The organism is Mesorhizobium sp. M8A.F.Ca.ET.202.01.1.1 (assembly GCF_004791595.1).
Classification (GTDB): Bacteria; Pseudomonadota; Alphaproteobacteria; order Rhizobiales; family Rhizobiaceae; genus Mesorhizobium.
This window is the reverse complement of the sequence record NZ_SRUN01000007.1, coordinates 16,689-33,317: the sequence shown is the minus strand read 5'-3', so window position 1 is coordinate 33,317 and position 16,629 is coordinate 16,689. Positions and strand designations below refer to the sequence as shown.

The following is a 16,629-nucleotide window of genomic DNA, read 5'->3' as shown; positions in this document are numbered from 1 at the left end:
CCGTCCCTGGAGGCCTGGTCCTGCCCCGAATCAAACTGCCGGAACCTCACGGTCCCGGCAGCATCGCATTGCTTCGTTCAACCGGCCAGACCGGTTGCCCGCCTTACTGGTTGAGCACGGCCTTTTCCGGATTGGGCGGGAAGGCCGGATCGGTCTTCTGGCCGCGCAGCAGCTGCTCGGCATAGATGAGCTGCAGGTCGTCCTTCGGATCCGGCGGCACATAGGCTGCGGAGCCGGAGCCGGTCTTGCTCTCGTCGGCGCCCTTGATATGACCCTTGAGATCGGACTCGCCACGCGTCAGGTCCCTGCCCTGCAGTTCCGGCGGCAACGGCTGGTCGACCTTGATGTCGGGCGTGATGCCCTTGCCCTGGATCGACTTGCCCGACGGCGTGTAATAGAGCGCCGTCGTCAGCCTGAGCGCGCCATTCTCGCCGAGCGGGATGATGGTCTGCACCGAGCCCTTGCCGAAGGACTGCGTACCGACCACCGTGACGCGGCGCAGATCCTGCAGCGCGCCCGCGACGATCTCCGAAGCGCTGGCCGAGCCACCATTGACGAGCACGATCATCGGCTTGCCGTTGATGTCGTCGGTCTGCTTGGGCTTGGCGTCGAAGCGGGTGACGTCCTTGGGATCGCGGCCGCGCGTCGAGACGATCTCGCCGCGCTTGAGGAAGGCATCCGACACGCTCACCGCCTGGTCGAGCAGGCCACCCGGGTTGAGGCGCAGGTCGAGCACATAGCCCTTCAACTTGTCGTCCGGCACCTGCTTCTTGATGGTGTCGATGGCGTTCTCGAGGTCGTCATAGGTCTTTTCGGTGAAGGAGGTGATCTTCATGTAGCCGATGTCGTTCTCGACCCGGAACTTGACCGCCTTGACCTTGATGATGTCGCGCACGACCGTCAGTTCGATCGGCTTGTCGGCGCCCTGGCGCAGGATGGTCAGCTTGATCGGCGTATTGACCAGGCCGCGCATCTTGTCGACCGCGTCGTTGAGCGTCAGGCCGCGAACCTCCTCGCCGTCGATCTTGGCGATATAGTCGCCGGCCAGCACGCCCGCCTTGGCGGCCGGCGTGTCGTCGATCGGCGTGATCACCTTGACCAGGTCGTTCTCCATGGTGACCTCGATGCCGAGGCCGCCAAATTCACCCTTGGTCTGCACGCGCATGTCCTGCGCCTGTTCGGCGTTCATGTAGGAGGAGTGCGGATCGAGCGAGGAAAGCATGCCGTTGATGGCGTTCTCGACCAGCGACTTGTCGTCGGGCGGGGTCACATACTGCGCCCGCACCCGCTCGAAGATGTCGCCGAAGATCGCCAGTTGCTTGTAGGTCTCCGACCCCGCAGCGTTCGCCGCCGAGCCGGGTGCGCCATAGACAAGGCTCATGGCGGACGCGCCCATCAGCGCACCGGCAAACAGAAGCGACAGTTTCCGCATCATTTCACGTCCTTCCAGAAAAACGGTCCGCCCACCATGGGGCCGGATCGACGGGTTTTCCATCCTTGCGGAACTCGACATAGAGTTCCGGCGTGGCATTTCCATTCTTCGAAACCGAGGTGCTTGCCACCCGGGCTTCTCCCATCGCGCCGACCGGCTCTCCTGCGAGCACTGACTGGCCAGTCGCGACGCTGATTCTGCTCATCCCAGCCAAGACGACATGATAACCGTCGCCGGCATTGAGGATCAAGAGTTGACCATAGGAGCGAAACGGCCCCGCATAAAGCACATTCCCATCCGCCGGCGCGGTAACGATGGCTCCCGATTGTGTCGCAACCATGTCCCCAAGCATCAAGGCGCCGTTACCGTCGTCGGCGCCGAACCGGCGTTTGATGCGGCCTGTGACCGGCAGGGCGATCTGTCCCTGCAGCGCCGAGAAAGGCGCTGCCGCCGTCAACCGGTTGCCCTCGGGAACCGGCAACGATGCCGTCTGGTCGCCTCCGGGCTCGGTACCGCCGGCCTGGCTCGCGGCGGCTGCCTTCGCCGCATCCGCGGCCTTGCGGTTCTTGTCCGCCTGCGCTTCGAGCGAGGCGATCAGATCCTTCAGGCTGCTGGCCTTGGCCGCCAATTGCTCGGAACGCTGCTGTTCGGCCGCCATCTGCGCCTTCGTGTCGGCCTCGAGCTTCTGCTTGGCTTCGAGCAGCATGCCAAGACGTCTCTTCTCCGCCGCCTGGTCGCCGACCGCGGCCGTCAGCCGCGCCCGTTCGGCCTCGATCGAGGCCGTCACCCGGGTCTGTTCCTTGAGATCGGCCAGCAGCGCATCGGTCTGCTGGCGCAGTTCCGGCACCACGGCGCCGAGCAGGATGGCGCTGCGCACCGACGACAGCGCGTCCTCCGGCTTGACCAGGATCGCCGGCGGCGGATTGAGCCCCATGCGCTGCAGGGCGCCCAGCACTTCGGCCAGCACGTCGCGCCGCGCCGACAGTGAAGCGCGTATCTTCTGTTGCTGGCCCTTCAGCCCCTCCAGCTTGGCGCCGATGTCCTCGATGTCCTGGCCGAGCTTCTGTTCGGTCATCGCCGACTGGATCAGCGCGGCGGTGATCGAGGCGTGGTCCTTCTTGACCGCGGCGATATCGGCGGCGAGCTTGGCCAGCCGTTCCGACGACAGCGTTATTTCCTTGGAAACCTGCTCGTATTCGGCGCGGCTCTGGTCCGGATCGGGCGCCATGTCGAGCGTGTTTTCCGCCCGCGCCGCATGGAGCGACAGCAGCATCACCGCCGCCGCGATGCCGCAGCGCGCGCTCCAGGAGCCCCCGGTCGATGAGCCCGTCGTCGATTTATAGCCTTCAGACATTCGCGATCGATCCTATCCGCGGCTTCGTTAACGAATCATCAACCATGTTAGCGCCCGTCGCCCAAAGGGTTCGCAAAAACGCCCTGCAAAGCAAAAGCAGCCCCCAGATGAATTTACGCGGCATTGGGGCTAAATTCGGTGCGACCCGGCGCTTTCAGGACCTGTGATAGGGATGGCCCGACAGGATGGTCGCCACCCTGTAGAGTTGTTCGCCCAGCATCACGCGCACCAGCTGATGCGGCCAGGTGAGCGCCCCGAACGACATCACCAGCTCGGCCTGGTCACGCAGCGGCGGATCGTGGCCGTCGGCGCCGCCAATGGCGAGCACCAGCGCCTTGCGCCCACCATCGCGCAACTGTCCGATATGGCTGGCGAAATCCTGGGAGGACAGGCTCTTGCCTCGCTCGTCGAGCAGGATGAGGGCAGTGCCTGGCTGCAGCTGCGCCTGCAGGCGCGAGCCTTCGTCGCGCTGGCGCTCGCTGGCGCTCTGCGCGCGGCCCTCGGCGATCTCGGTGATCCCGGCGAATTCGAGCCCCACGGCGGGCCCGCTCTTGGCGAAACGCTCGAAATAGCGGTCGGCCAACTCCCGCTCGGGGCCGGCTTTCATTCGGCCCACGGCATGAACTGAAATCTTCATCCTCGCCTCTATGAGCCGCTAATGCATGTCACCCAAGTGGGAACCGGTTTAGGCAACGACATGCATCAGACAAAATCGGCTTAGTGGAGGGTCTCTTCCTCGAGATCCGGCGCCTGCCACATCTTTTCGAGATTGTAGAATTCGCGGACTTCGGGACGGAAGACATGGACGATGATATCGCCAGAATCGATCAGGACCCAGTCGGCGCCGGACAGCCCCTCGACGCGCGCCGTGCCGAGGCCGGCATCCTTGAGCGCCTTGAGGAGATGGTCGGCGACAGCCGAGACATGACGGTGCGATCGGCCCGACGCGACGACCATATAGTCGCCGAGGCTCGATTTCCCCTGAATGTCGATTGAGACAATATTTTCGGCCTTGGAGTCTTCCAGACTGGCAAGGACTGTCTTGATGGCACGGGACACGGCGTCGTCTACGCTGATCCTGGCCGGCGAAGGCATGATATCGGCCTTCTTCCGCAGTGCTGTTCTCAGTGTATTTCCTTTCGCAGCAAGAACAACCAAATCACCCCTGAAAGCAGGTGACACCACTTAGATAGGCAGAGTTCCGTTGCAGTTTCAAGACGGAGCCCCAACTGACGCGAACTTGCCGACTGGCATATTGTTCCGCGCGACACGAAAAAACATCGGAACCCAGGCGTCCGGCAGCGGTTATCGGCTGACCGACCAACCGGAATCCCGCCATGCCGATCGACCCGCAAAACACCCTTCTCACCGTCCAGGCCGGCCTCGCTCAGCTCAGTACGCTGATCGTCTCCTATTCCTTCTCAGCCATCGGCGCCGTCATCCTCCTGGTGGTTGGCTACATCGTTGCCAACCTAGCCGAGCGCTCGATCTCGGCTGGCCTCGGCCACATCCACGGGTTCGACGCGACGCTGCGGCATTTCTTTTCCAAGATCGTGCGCTACGCCATCCTGATCCTTGTCGTCATCATGGTGCTCGGCCAGTTCGGCGTGCAGACCGCATCGATCATCGCCGCGATCGGCGCCATCGGCCTGGCCATCGGTCTCGCCCTGCAAGGCACGCTACAGAACATCGCGGCCGGCATTATGCTGCTCGCGCTGCGGCCGTTCCGCATCGGCGAATCCGTCGAGGTCGGCGCCATTGCCGGTTCGGTCGAGGAAATCGGCCTCTTCGCCACGAAGCTCAGGACCGCCGACGGCGTCTACATACTGGCCCCCAATTCGACGCTGTGGAATCAGCCGGTACGCAATTTCACCCGCAACGGCGTGCGCCGCACCGATATCACGCTCAGCATCGGCTCCTGGAACGACATAGATGGGGCGCAGAAGACATTGCTTGCCATTGCCGGCGCCGAGAAGCGCATCCGCCGCGAACCGGCGCCGATCGCCTTCGTGGCCGCACTCGGCGACACGACCGTTTCGCTCACCTTGCGCTACTGGACCGCGGCGGCGGACTATTTCGCCACCCAGATCGACATGACGAAACGCGCCAAGCAGGCCTTCGACAGCGAAGGCATCTCCATCCCGCTGCCACCCCCGGAAGCGCCGCCACCCGAGGCCCGCAAACAATAATCAGCCGCCCCTGTGGCGGACCTCTTCGTCCGGCGCGAAGGCGAGTTCCACCGGCAACGGTGCTTGCGCCGACATCGGCGCGAAGCTGCCCGTGGCGCCCGCCGGAACGGGCCGCGCCGCGATCACCCGCCAGAGCACGAACAGGCAGAATACCGAGGCGATGACGATGCCGACATAGATGAAGGTTGCCGTGCCGAAGGCGGCCGAAAGCGCCGTGACGATGCCCGGCACGATGAAGCCGGCGAGCGACCAGGCAAACAGCATCGAACTCGACAGCGCGAGCAGTTCATCCTTCCTGGCGCGGTCGGCGGCATGCGCGCTGGAGAGAGCGTAGATCGATTCCGCCGCCCCGTCCCAGATCAGGTAGATCACCAACAGGACCATCAGCGCACCGCCGTCGAAGGCGATGGCAAGCACGCTGGCGACGACCGCGAGCGCCGCGGCGCCGGCAAGCACGTAACGCCGGTCGGTGCGGTCCGAAAGCCAGCCGAGCGGTATCTGCAGGATCAGCGTACCGACCGGCATCGCCGACAGCAGCAGCGCGACATCAGCCTGGCTGTAGCCCTTGGCGGTGGCGTGGATGGGCGCGAAGCCGGAAATGATCATCGACAGGCCGCCGACCGCCAGCATGCCGGCGACGCCGACCGGCGAGATCCGCCAGGCCTGGCGCAACGCCACCGAAGCCGCCTGCGGCGCCGGCGGCTGGGCAAGCCGCGTCATGCCGACAGGCAGGATCGACAGGGCGGTAAAGGTGATGCCGATCAACGACGCCGCGGCCGTGTGGATGTCGATGACGGCAAGCGTCGCGTAGCCGACGCCGAGGCCGGCAATATAGGCGACGTAGAACACAGCCATCACCCGGCCGCGTATGGCGTTCGGCAGCGCGTCGTTGAGCCAGCTCTGCGCGACGATGAACAGGCCGCATATGGCAAAGCCGTAAAGCGCGCGCGCCACGATCCACAGCAGCGGGTGCGGTCCGGCGCCGATAGCGGCATTGGACAGCGCGATCAGCGCCGACAGCACCATGAAGGCGCGTGCATGGCCGACCCTGCGCACCAGCGGCCCGGTCAGGATGCAGCCGGCAAGGCCGCCCGCCGACAGACCGGTGACGATCAGCCCGGCCCAGACCGGATCGAACCCCTCCACGCCGAGCCGCACGGGGATGTAGGCGAACATCAGCCCATTGCCGATGGCAATCAGCGCCATCGATACGATGACGCTGGCAATCGCGATCAGCGGCGCGGGCGTGTCGCCCCGCTCGGGATCGACTGTGGGGTGGGTCTTTTCCAGCATGCCTTATCAGCATCGCCTATTGATTGGGCGGATGCCGCCGCAAAAACGACATCGCTGGCCCGAGGAATCCGTTATCCGAACCGGCCGCTCAGCCCTTCGCCATCTCGCGGATCGCGCTCGACGACAGCGATGAACGCGGACCGTGGATGAAGGTCCAGGCCGGCGCCTTCATGCGGGCGAGCAGCGGCGCGTCGCCCTCGTCGATGCGGGCGTAATCGAAGGTCTTGGCAACCACCGACGACAGGAACGACAGCGTGGCGCCCGGACGGTCGATGACCGCGATCGGAAAGGTGAGCACAATCTCGCGCCAGCGCTGCCAGCGGTGGAAATCGCGCAGCGAGTCGGCGCCCATGATCCAGACGAAGTCGACGCCGGGATTGCGCGCCTTGACCAGAGCCAGCGTGTCCGCGGTGTAGCGCACATTGTGTGCCGCCTCGAAGGCCGTGACCTTGATCTTCGGGTTCTTGGCGATCTTCTCGGAAAACGCGATGCGCTCGCCCAGCGGCGCCAGTTCGCGTGTGCTCTTCAACGGATTTCCCGGCGTCACCATCCACCACAACTGATCGAGTGCCAGGCGCCGCAAAGCGATTTCGGCAACCAGCGCATGGCCGGCATGCGGCGGGTTGAACGAGCCGCCGAACAGACCCACCGCGAGGCCCTTTTCGGCGTGCGGCATGCGAAGATAGTGGGAGGGTACCGCCGGTTCGGAAGAAGCCAGCATCGCTTCAGGCTCTGGCGACGAACAGCGTCAAGGTCTCACCTGTCCGGACCCGCGTACACGGTATTTGAACGAGGTCAGCTGTTCGACGCCGACCGGCCCGCGCGCATGCATCTTGCCGGTGGCGATGCCGATCTCGGCGCCCATGCCGAATTCGCCGCCATCGGCGAACTGCGTCGAGGCGTTGTGCAGCAGGATCGCCGAATCGATCTCGTTGAAGAACCGTTCTACCGCCTGGCCATCCTCGGCGACGATCGCCTCGGTGTGATGCGACGAAAAGGTCTCAATGTGGTCGATCGCGCCACTGATGCCGTCGACCAGCTTCACCGCGATGATGGCGTCGAGATATTCCGTCACCCAGTCGGCATCGGTCGCCGGCTTGGCGTCGAAGAACAGTTTCACCACTTCGGCATCGGCATGGATTTCACAGCCGGCGGCGCGCAAGGCATCGAGGATCGGCACCAGATGGGTGGTGGCGACCGCGCGGTCGACCAGCAGCGTCTCGGCGGCACCGCAGACACCGGTGCGCCGCATCTTGGCGTTGACCGCGATCCGCACCGCCATGTCGAGCTCGGCGGAACGGTCGATGTAGAGATGGCAGATGCCTTCGAGGTGGGCGAAGACCGGCACGCGCGCCTCGCTCTGCACCCGCCCGACCAGGCTTTTGCCGCCGCGCGGAATGATGACGTCGAGATTGCCACCAAGCCCTTTGAGCATTTCGCCGACCGCGGCGCGGTCGGTGGTCGGCACCAACTGGATGGCATCCTCGGGCAGACCGGCCGCCTTCAGCCCCTCGACCAGGCAGGCGTGGATCGCCGAGGAGGAATTGAGCGAATCCGAGCCGCCGCGCAAGATCACCGGATTGCCGGCCTTGAGGCAAAGCGCGCCGGCATCCGCCGTCACGTTCGGCCGGCTTTCATAGATGACGCCGACGACACCGAGCGGCGTACGCACGCGCTCTATGTGCAGGCCGTTGGGGCGATCCCATGCGGCAATGACGTCGCCAACCGGATCCTTGAGCTCGGCAATTTCGCGGATGCCATCCGCCATGGCGCGGATGCGCGCCGGATTGAGTTTCAGCCGGTCCATGAACGAGGCCGACAACCCGGATTCCTCACCATTCGAGACGTCGACGGCGTTGGCGTCGAGAATGTCCCGTTCCCGGGCGAGGATTGCCTCGGCCATGGCGACAAGCGCGGCATTCTTGGCGGCGGTGGTGGCGATGGCCAGCGGTCGCGCGGCAGCGCGGGCACGGCGGCCGATATTGGCCATCAGCGCCACGGTATCGTCCCCGGATTTTTCATGCAGCTTCAGCATGGCTCATCCTCCGCTTATGTCGCCTCCAGCGTGACTCACCACGAGATCATCGCGGTGGATCATCGCCGAACGCGCCTCGTAGCCGAGCACGGTTTCGATCTCGGCCGTCTTCAGGCCTGCGATCCTTACGGCATCGGCGGCATCGTAGGCAACCAGCCCGCGCGCGATCTCGCGGCCCTCGGGCGACAGGATCGCCACCGTATCGCCGCGCGAGAAATTGCCGCTGACCAGTTTCACGCCGGCCGGCAGCAGCGACTTGCCCGAAATGAGCGCGCCGATGGCGCCGGCATCGACGGTCAGCCGCCCGGCCGGTTCGAGCTGGCCGGCGATCCAGGTCTTGTAGCCCTTGACCGGATTTGCGCTCGGCTTGAAGAACGTGGCGCGCTCGCCGCGCTCGATCGCCATCAGCGGCGACAGCCGGGTGCCGGAGGTGATGATCATTGCCGTGCCGGCGGCCGTGGCGATCTTGCCGGCATCGAGCTTTGTGCGCATGCCGCCGCGCGACAGCTCGGACGCCGCCGCACCCGCCATCGCCTCGATGTCAGGCGTGATGCGGTCGACCAACGGAATGAATTTGGCTTGCGGGTCGCGCGCTGGCGGCGCGGTGTAGAGCCCGTCAATGTCGGACAGCAGCACCAGAAGGTCCGCCCCCATCATCGTCGCCACCCGCGCGGCCAGCCGGTCATTGTCGCCATAGCGGATTTCGGAGGTCGCCACCGTGTCGTTCTCGTTGATGACCGGCACCGCCTTCATCTTCAAGAGCGTCGATATCGTCGCGCGTGCATTGAGGTAGCGGCGGCGTTCCTCGGTGTCGCCGAGTGTTAAAAGGATCTGGCCCGATTTCAGGGCGCCTTTGCCGAGCGCATCCGACCAGGCGCCGGCGAGCGCGATCTGGCCGACGGCCGCCGCTGCCTGGCTTTCCTCGAGCTTCAGCGCCCTCTTGCCGAGGTCGAGAATGGTACGGCCAAGCGCGATGGCGCCCGACGACACGACGAGGATCTCGGCGCCGCCATTGGCAAGCACGGCGATATCGTCGGCGAGCGAGGCGAGCCAGTCGCGCTTCAGGCCGCTGGTGCGGTCGACGAGCAGCGCCGAGCCGATCTTGACGGTGATGCGCCGGTATTTCCTGAGCGACTGCATGGCCCTACTTTTCCCAGCGCGTCTCGACCGGGGCGGCAATTTGCGCGCGGGCTTCGGCGATCACCGCCATCAGCGCGCGCTGCACCGCCTCGACACCCTCGCCGGTGACGGCAGACAGCAGCATCGGCGCACGCCCGGCGGCGCGCTTGAGTGAAGCAACCTTCTTCTTGCGTGCGTCGGCGTCGAGCGTGTCGACCTGGCTCAGCGCCAGGATCTCGACCTTGTCGGTCAGGCCGTGGCCATAGGCTTCGAGTTCGGCGCGCACGGTCTTGTAGGCCTTGCCCGGATTTTCCTCCTGTGCCGAAACCAGATGCAGCAGCACACGCGTGCGCTCGACATGGCCGAGGAAGCGGTCGCCGATGCCGACGCCTTCATGCGCGCCTTCGATGAGGCCGGGAATATCGGCGATGACGAATTCGCGTGCATCGATGCGCGCGACGCCGAGGCCCGGATGCAGCGTCGTGAACGGATAGTCCGCGATCTTCGGCTTGGCCGCGGTGACGGCCGCCAGGAACGTCGACTTGCCGGCATTGGGCAGCCCGACCAGGCCGGCATCGGCGATCAGCTTCAGCCTGAGCCAGATGTTGAGCTCCTCGCCCGGCAGGCCTGGATTGGCGCGGCGCGGCGCCTGGTTGGTCGAGGTCTTGAAATGCTGGTTGCCGAAGCCGCCATTGCCACCCTTGGCGAGCAGGAAGCGCTGGCCGACCACGGTCAGGTCGCAGATCAGCGTCTCGTTGTCTTCCTCGAAGACCTGCGTTCCGGCCGGCACTTTCAGTGTGACGTCGGCACCCTTGGCGCCGGTCATGTTGCGGCCCATGCCGTGGACGCCGGTCTTGGCCTTGAAGTGCTGCTGGTAGCGATAGTCGATCAGCGTGTTCAGCCCATCGACCGCTTCCAGCCAGACATCGCCGCCGCGGCCGCCGTCGCCGCCATCCGGCCCGCCGAATTCGATGAATTTTTCGCGCCGGAACGACACCGAACCGGCGCCGCCGTCGCCGGAGCGGACATAGACCTTGGCTTGATCGAGAAATTTCATGGGATCGCAGTTTCTTTTATTGGCCTTGCGGCATTGCTCTAAACCTTGGGCCTTGCTCTAAACCAAGGCGCGGCCAAGGGCGAGGCCGTTTTGTGACAATGGCCGTGTGGGGTCGGCCGGAGATGTCGGAATGAAGCTTGTAACCTACAACATCCAGTACGGCATCGGTCTCGATGGGCGCTACGATGTCGGGCGCATCGCCGATGCCGTGCGCGGCGCCGACGTGATCGCGCTGCAGGAGGTCACCCGCAACAATCCCAGGAACGGCGGCCGCGACATGGTCGCCGAGATCGGCGAGGCGCTGCCCGATTATTTCGCCGTCTATGGCAGCAATTTCGAGGCCAATATCGGCTCGCGCATCGAGAACGGCCGCGCCATCACCACCACCTTCCAGCTCGGCAACATGGTCTTGTCGAGGACGCCCATTCATCTGTCGCGCAACCTGCTCTTGCCGCGCAGCCGCAGCTTCGAGATGATGAACTTCCAGCGCGGCGCACTCGAAGCGCTGATCGAGACGCCGCTTGGTTTCATCCGCTTCTATTCCATCCATCTCGATCACCGCAGCCCGGTCGAGCGCGCCAGCCAGATTCAGTTCCTGCGCCAGCGCCTGTTGAATTATGCGCTCGAAGGCGGCGCATTGTCCGGCGTCGCCGAGATCGGCCTGCCGGAACTGCCCCATCCGGAAGCCTTTGTCGGCATGGGCGATTTCAACATGCTGGCCGGCTCGCCGGAATATGTCGAACTTGCCGGCCAGCCGGACCATGAATTCGGCATGCCGTTGACCGCCGACTTCGCCGTCGATGCCGCCGTGCGCCTCGATGTCGCCGGCGAGGATCTCGTCTCCTGGGTCGATCCCAAGGACCCCACCAACGCCAGCCGCCACAAGCGCATCGACTATGTCTTCACCAGCGCGTCGCTTGCCCGCTCGCTGAAGCGCCTGTGGGTCGACCGGCAAGCCGTCGGATCCGACCACCGGCCGGTCTGGGTCGAACTGGGCTGAGGCCAAGTCTGGTCCGCAGTTGATCAAGTCTGGTCCGCAGTTGATTTTGTCGTGTTCCGCACCACGCACCGAGATTCAGGTCAGGCCGAGCCGAAGATGATGGCTTCCGAGAACCGGAGCGGAGCGTACTGAAGCACGCGAGCACCGGAAGCGCAGGAAGCCGCCATTCGCAGGCCGGCCTGACCTGAATATCGACGCGCCTAGAAATGGATCCAGTTGCGCAGGCTGGTCCAGGTCTTCCTGTCGAGCCGGTAACGCTCGACAGGCACCTGGCCGGCGACGATCGAGTTCAGCATGCCCTGGCCGGCATACTGGAAGCCGCACTTGTGGATCACCCGGCGCGAGGCCGGGTTGATGACCCGCGTCGAGGCATGCAGCACCTGGATCGACGTCTTCTGGAAGGCGAGATCGACCAGCGCGTGCGCTGCTTCGGTCGCATAGCCGCGCTTCCAGTGGGGCTCGCCGATCCAGTAGCCGAGTTCCAGCCCGCGATCGGTGGTGTTCAAGCCCGCGCAGCCGACGAAAGTGTCGGTGCCGGCCAGCGTCAGCGCATAGGCGATGCCGGCGCGGCGCGCCTTGGTCATGGCGAGGAAGGCACGCCCCTCGGCTTCGCCATAGGGGTGCGGCATGCGGGCCAGCATTTCGGCGACGTGACGGTTGTCGGCAAGCTCGACCAGTTGGGCGATATCCCGCTCCTCGGGAGCGCGCATGACCAGCCGCTCAGTAACCAGCACCGGACAATCTATCGCGTAACTTTCGTCTTCTGAGTCTTCCGCTTCGGCAACCATTTCAACGTCCTCCAGGCAAAAGAAAAAGGGGAGATGGAAACCCATCTCCCCTGATCCTTTTCCTGGCTTTGCCAGACACCGGTTCCCGAGATGGGCGCCGGTGTTCTAGTGCGGAACCGGCTACTCCGCGGCTTTGGCAATCGGGTTGACCGATACGTAGGTTCGGCCGTTGGCTTTTTTGTTGAACGTCACGGCGCCGGTTTCGAGCGCGAAAAGCGTATGGTCCGTGCCCATGCCGACATTGACGCCGGGATGCCAGGTCGTGCCGCGTTGACGAATGATGATGTTGCCCGGGATGACGGCTTCGCCGCCGAACTTCTTCACGCCCAGACGCTTGGAATGCGAGTCGCGACCGTTGCGCGACGAGCCGCCAGCTTTCTTGTGTGCCATCTAACTAACTCCGTTGCGCCGCAAGGCGCCTAAAAGGCCTTATGAACGCGTTCGCGTTCCGTTTCAAGTCCGATCCGGCTGATGTTTCGCCGGAAAAATTACTTCTTCGCCAGTTCCTTGGCCTGTTCGCGCCAGTCCTTGATCTGGTCGGCGCTGAACGGCATGTGCTCGTCGATCTTGGCGACATCCTTGTCGCTGAGCTTGGCGAGCTGCGCGAAGGTGATGATGCCCTGCTCGGCGAGATCCTTGGCGGCGACCGGGCCGATGCCCTTGATCACGGTCAGGTCGTCCGGCTCGCCCTTCGGCGCCTTGAACAGCGGCGCGGCGACGGCCTCGGCCTTCGCTTCTTCCTTGGGGGCGTCCTTCTTGGCCTTGGCTTCCTTCGGCGCGGCCTCGGCAGCAACCTCAGCCTTGGCTTCCGCCTTGACGGCGGCCTTCTTGGCGGGCTTGGCGCCACCCAGCAGGATCTCGGAGATCCGCACGGTGGTCAAAAGCTGGCGATGGCCGATCTTGCGGCGCGAATTCTGGCGGCGGCGCTTCTTGAAAGCGATGACCGTGCGGTTCTTGCCCTGCTCGACGACTTCGGCGGTGACCAGAGCGCCATCGACGAACGGTGCGCCGAACGTGACATTCTCGCCCTCGCCATGCGCGAGCACGTGGCCGATCTCGACGATGTCGCCGACATTGGCTTCGACTTTTTCGATCTTCAGAAGATCGTTGGCGGCAACGCGATACTGCTTACCGCCCGTTTTAATGACTGCGAACATTTTTTGCCTTTCGCTGTTCGGTCGGCCTTGATGAACCGCCTCTGGCGGTTCGGCCGTCTTTTTGTCAGTCTGCGGGTTCAAAAAACAAGCGGCGCGGAAGAACCCTCCACGCCGATTGCGCGCTGTCCCTAACCGAAGGTTGCGTGGGAGTCAAGGCAAACAGCCCGATTCCTCGCCCTGGCGGACCAGCCGACATTGCCTGCCGGGGACGGGCGGCATCGGTCCAGGCAAGGTCCGGGACGGCAAGCTGAATTTCCGGCGGATTTGGCCTTGTAACCTGCCCGATCAGCCGTTATCTAGTGCGCCGCGCCGGCAACGGCGGACCATGACCGCGGAGAGGTGGCAGAGTGGTCGAATGCACCGCACTCGAAATGCGGCATGGGTGCAAGCCCATCGGGGGTTCGAATCCCTCCCTCTCCGCCATTTAGCTTCCATAAAAATCCTTTCCTTTCAAAAGCTTCCTTGTTGCGCTTGACCAGCACGAAGCGAAACATATCTTAGACTGTGTAACAAACTGTGTAACATTAGAGAAAGATAATGCGACGTTCCGCAGCGCCAAAGCCGCATAAACGTGAAGGCATCTGGTATCTCGTCCGCAGGGTGCCGAAGGAATTCGCGGCGTTTGATCGCCGCTGCCTAGTACGCATTTCCACGGGCGTCGCCGTGGCTGACGATCCCCGCGGTGTACGGGCGCGAGATGCAGTGCAAAGCCTCGGCGCGGGGCTGGAGGCGTATTGGCGTAGACTGCGGGAAGGCCAATCCGCCGAGGCGGGGCTGCGTTTCGAAGCCGCGAGGAAGCGCGCGCGGTCATTTGGATTGGCCTATCGCACTAACGAGGAACTAGCAGCGGGGCCGCTCGACGAACTCATGGCCCGTATCAAGCTGCTCCTCGACAAAAAATCGATCGAGGACGCGCAGGACGTCTCGGCCGTCATGGGTGGGGAGAAGCGGCCAGCGGTCCGCCTGAGCGGTCTTATCAAGGAATTCGAGACGATCGAGCAACAGAACTTGCTGACCATGTCGCCCAACCAAATCAAGAAATGGCGTAACCCCAAAAAGCGCGCAGTTGCCAATCTGGTTGGAGTCATTGGCGACAAGGAGATCGCAAGCCTCACTCGGGACGACGCAATCGCGTTCCGCGAGTGGTGGCAAAAGCGGATCGTTGAGGATGGACTTGATATCGGTACGGCCAACAAGGACATCGGCCATGTTTCGAAAATGCTGCGCGTCGTCGATCTGACTCACCAGCTCAAGCTGGAGCCGGTTTTTCGAAACCTGCGTCTTTCCGGCGCCGTCCCCGGGCAACGCGCTGCGTTCACAGCGGAGTTCATTCAGGAGAAGATACTCGCTGAAGGCGCGCTCGACGGACTCAATGACGAAGCCCGCCATCTAATCTATGTGATTGCCGATACCGGACTCAGGCTTTCTGAAGCGGCAAACCTCACCACCGAAACAATCCACCTCGATCGAGAAATCCCGCATGTGCGGGTGCGCCCCAATGGCCGTCGCTTGAAGACCGGTCATTCAGCCCGTGACATTCCCTTGGTTGGCGGCGCACTTGCAGCCATCAAGCTCCATCCGGACGGCTTTCCTCGTTATCGCGACAAGGCCGCGTCACTTTCAGCGCTCGTCAACAAGGTGCTCGCCAGCAAGGAACTTCTGCCGACTTCCGAGCATAGTCTTTATAGCCTGCGACACACTTTCGAGGACCGGCTGACGGCAGTTGAGGCGCCGGAGAAGGTAATTGCTTCTCTGATGGGCCACAAATGGATCCGGCCCAAATACGGCGCGGGACCTTCGTTAGCGCAAAAGCGCGAGTGGCTCCAAAAAATCGCTTTTACCCCGCCCGGGCGAATGTGATTGCGGCGCCATCCAGGCCTTGAGAACCAACCTCACGGCTCCAGCTGTCCGAGCCATTTAGGTTGAGCGTGGCCAGCACGCGCTGCGCTCGCTCGCGATTTCCGAGCTTCCGCCGCATTTGTTCGACCTCGTATTCCAGCCTTTCGAAGGTCGGTATATAGGCATCTCCATGCCGGATGACCAAGTAGGCGGCAACAGCTAGACACCATTCTAGCTCCGTGGCCGATGGATCGGAAAAAGGGGCGACGCCATACCAAGACGAGCAACGCCTCTCGAGGGCTTCCGAACTAGGCAAACGGCCAGCATGTGGCATGGGAAAGAAACCTATGCCTGATCGACGAACCTAAAGTGCTCACGAAGCTTGACCGGTACGCGGGCCATCGGAGGGTTCTGCCTAAAACCGCCAAAAATTTTGAAACACCCATTCATCCGGCTCGAATTCAAAGGGATCGGCGATTTTTGGGTTATGGCTTGCAAGCATAGTTCAGCCCAGACAAGAACGCCTGATATCTTGTCGTGCACTGTCACCCTGCCAAATATGGTGCCGGCGACAACGGCAGTTTGGCGAGCAGAAGAATTCCCGAGACTGAGACGTTCTACGGCTTGGCCCATGTTCGCGCTCCTCCTCGATTGGAGACAGGATGGGCCATATGGAAGCGAATAAAAGGAGGTTGGTGACGAGTCTCGGTAGTGGAGTAGAAACGGGTGGAAAAGCTTGCGCTATTCGCCATCGGCGCCGCTAAGCGCATTTGAGAGAAGGGGCCGCGATCGCCAAGAGATGACGTCCGATCGCAAGCCGGCTAGAAATGCGACAGTGACGCGCCTTTTTTGGCACGACCTTAGCACCCGATCGGGCCTCAGCTGGTCGTCGTTGCGCAGCCGATCGGGTGCGATTTTTATAAAGCTCTCTTGGCTTTAGCTTTGAGAGCCCGTCATCGAGACAAATGCAAGGGAACGGTCCGCCCCCTGGGGACATTCGACATGCCGTGGCAGCTTCCTATGGTGAGCCAGCGCATTCCGATACACGTTTTCCGCGCTCTACCGTTGCTCCAGCACCTGTGCTGAGGCTGAGCGCTTGATCAGGACCCGACCGCTGCTGTTGCGGGATGGTGACTGGGTTGAGGTCGCGAAGACCTTGACCGCGGGTACGTTGTTCATCCCGATGAGCGCTGAGCCGAGAAGCAGCCAAGAACGCTTCCCGTAATCGAATCCTACGGGAACCGCGAAACCAGCGTCCAAAGGACGCAATTCTCCGACGTCGTTCACTCAAGCTCATCTCGCAACTTGAACGCTTGTATGAAGCCGCTGCATGTGCGCCGGTGGACCGGATTGCTGCTATCCAAAC

At 63.3% G+C, this 16,629-nt stretch carries 15 protein-coding genes and 1 tRNA gene; 4 read left to right on the top strand and 12 right to left on the bottom strand.

Annotated elements, in window-relative coordinates; translation table 11 throughout:
• Positions 1-103: 103 nt before the first annotated feature.
• The 4 genes from EN845_RS16475 to rsfS all read right to left on the bottom strand — a co-directional run bounded on the left by EN845_RS16475 (position 104) and on the right by rsfS (position 3,881).
• Entirely contained in the window at positions 104-1,435 is a 1,332-nt protein-coding gene (locus tag EN845_RS16475) for a S41 family peptidase (RefSeq protein WP_167531416.1), read from the bottom strand.
• 1 nt (position 1,436) lies between these two features.
• Positions 1,437-2,786 (bottom strand): murein hydrolase activator EnvC, encoded by a 1,350-nt coding sequence (locus tag EN845_RS16470; protein ID WP_127275332.1) that lies wholly within the window; start codon positions 2,784-2,786, stop codon positions 1,437-1,439.
• Positions 2,787-2,940: 154 nt separating this feature from the next.
• Complete coding sequence (gene rlmH / locus EN845_RS16465; RefSeq protein ID WP_127872159.1) at positions 2,941-3,423, bottom strand: 23S rRNA (pseudouridine(1915)-N(3))-methyltransferase RlmH; 483 nt, start codon at positions 3,421-3,423, stop codon at positions 2,941-2,943.
• Positions 3,424-3,503: 80 nt separating this feature from the next.
• Positions 3,504-3,881: a ribosome silencing factor gene (gene rsfS / locus EN845_RS16460; protein ID WP_023777607.1), complete on the bottom strand. Its 378-nt coding sequence runs from the start codon at positions 3,879-3,881 to the stop codon at positions 3,504-3,506.
• A gap of 242 nt (positions 3,882-4,123) precedes the next feature.
• Between rsfS and EN845_RS16455 the strand changes: the two genes are divergently transcribed.
• Positions 4,124-4,975: a mechanosensitive ion channel domain-containing protein gene (locus tag EN845_RS16455; RefSeq protein ID WP_127275334.1), complete on the top strand. Its 852-nt coding sequence runs from the start codon at positions 4,124-4,126 to the stop codon at positions 4,973-4,975.
• On the opposite strand, the gene EN845_RS16450 is transcribed toward EN845_RS16455, so the two are convergent.
• From EN845_RS16450 to obgE, 5 genes are all read right to left on the bottom strand, one after another.
• Positions 4,976-6,268 (bottom strand): MFS transporter, encoded by a 1,293-nt coding sequence (locus EN845_RS16450; protein ID WP_127275335.1) that lies wholly within the window; start codon positions 6,266-6,268, stop codon positions 4,976-4,978.
• A gap of 88 nt (positions 6,269-6,356) precedes the next feature.
• Positions 6,357-6,989, bottom strand: a complete 633-nt coding sequence (locus EN845_RS16445) for a nicotinate-nucleotide adenylyltransferase (protein WP_245464225.1) — start codon at positions 6,987-6,989, stop codon at positions 6,357-6,359.
• Positions 6,990-7,016: 27 nt separating this feature from the next.
• Positions 7,017-8,303, bottom strand: coding sequence for a glutamate-5-semialdehyde dehydrogenase (locus tag EN845_RS16440; RefSeq protein ID WP_127275336.1), 1,287 nt, complete (start codon positions 8,301-8,303; stop codon positions 7,017-7,019).
• 3 nt (positions 8,304-8,306) lie between these two features.
• Positions 8,307-9,443 (bottom strand): glutamate 5-kinase, encoded by a 1,137-nt coding sequence (proB, locus tag EN845_RS16435; RefSeq protein WP_127872160.1) that lies wholly within the window; start codon positions 9,441-9,443, stop codon positions 8,307-8,309.
• Between the two features lie 4 nt (positions 9,444-9,447).
• Positions 9,448-10,479, bottom strand: coding sequence for a GTPase ObgE (gene obgE, locus EN845_RS16430; protein ID WP_127872161.1), 1,032 nt, complete (start codon positions 10,477-10,479; stop codon positions 9,448-9,450).
• A gap of 130 nt (positions 10,480-10,609) precedes the next feature.
• Here obgE and EN845_RS16425 point away from each other — a divergent pair, with 130 nt between their 5' ends.
• A complete protein-coding gene (locus tag EN845_RS16425; protein WP_127872162.1) occupies positions 10,610-11,479 on the top strand; it encodes an endonuclease/exonuclease/phosphatase family protein in 870 nt (289 codons plus the stop codon).
• 200 nt (positions 11,480-11,679) lie between these two features.
• On the opposite strand, the gene EN845_RS16420 is transcribed toward EN845_RS16425, so the two are convergent.
• From EN845_RS16420 to EN845_RS16410, 3 genes are all read right to left on the bottom strand, one after another.
• On the bottom strand, positions 11,680-12,267 hold the full coding sequence (locus EN845_RS16420; RefSeq protein WP_167531417.1) for a GNAT family protein: 588 nt from the start codon (positions 12,265-12,267) through the stop codon (positions 11,680-11,682).
• A gap of 120 nt (positions 12,268-12,387) precedes the next feature.
• On the bottom strand, positions 12,388-12,657 hold the full coding sequence (rpmA, locus tag EN845_RS16415) for a 50S ribosomal protein L27 (RefSeq protein WP_013529063.1): 270 nt from the start codon (positions 12,655-12,657) through the stop codon (positions 12,388-12,390).
• 98 nt (positions 12,658-12,755) lie between these two features.
• On the bottom strand, positions 12,756-13,424 hold the full coding sequence (locus EN845_RS16410) for a 50S ribosomal protein L21 (protein ID WP_127275341.1): 669 nt from the start codon (positions 13,422-13,424) through the stop codon (positions 12,756-12,758).
• A gap of 333 nt (positions 13,425-13,757) precedes the next feature.
• On the opposite strand from EN845_RS16410, the gene EN845_RS16405 reads away from it, so the two are divergent.
• Both EN845_RS16405 and EN845_RS16400 read left to right on the top strand, forming a co-directional pair.
• Positions 13,758-13,847, top strand: a tRNA-Ser gene (locus EN845_RS16405).
• 114 nt (positions 13,848-13,961) lie between these two features.
• Positions 13,962-15,284: an integrase gene (locus EN845_RS16400; protein ID WP_063169217.1), complete on the top strand. Its 1,323-nt coding sequence runs from the start codon at positions 13,962-13,964 to the stop codon at positions 15,282-15,284.
• The last annotated feature ends 1,345 nt before the right edge of the window (positions 15,285-16,629 follow it).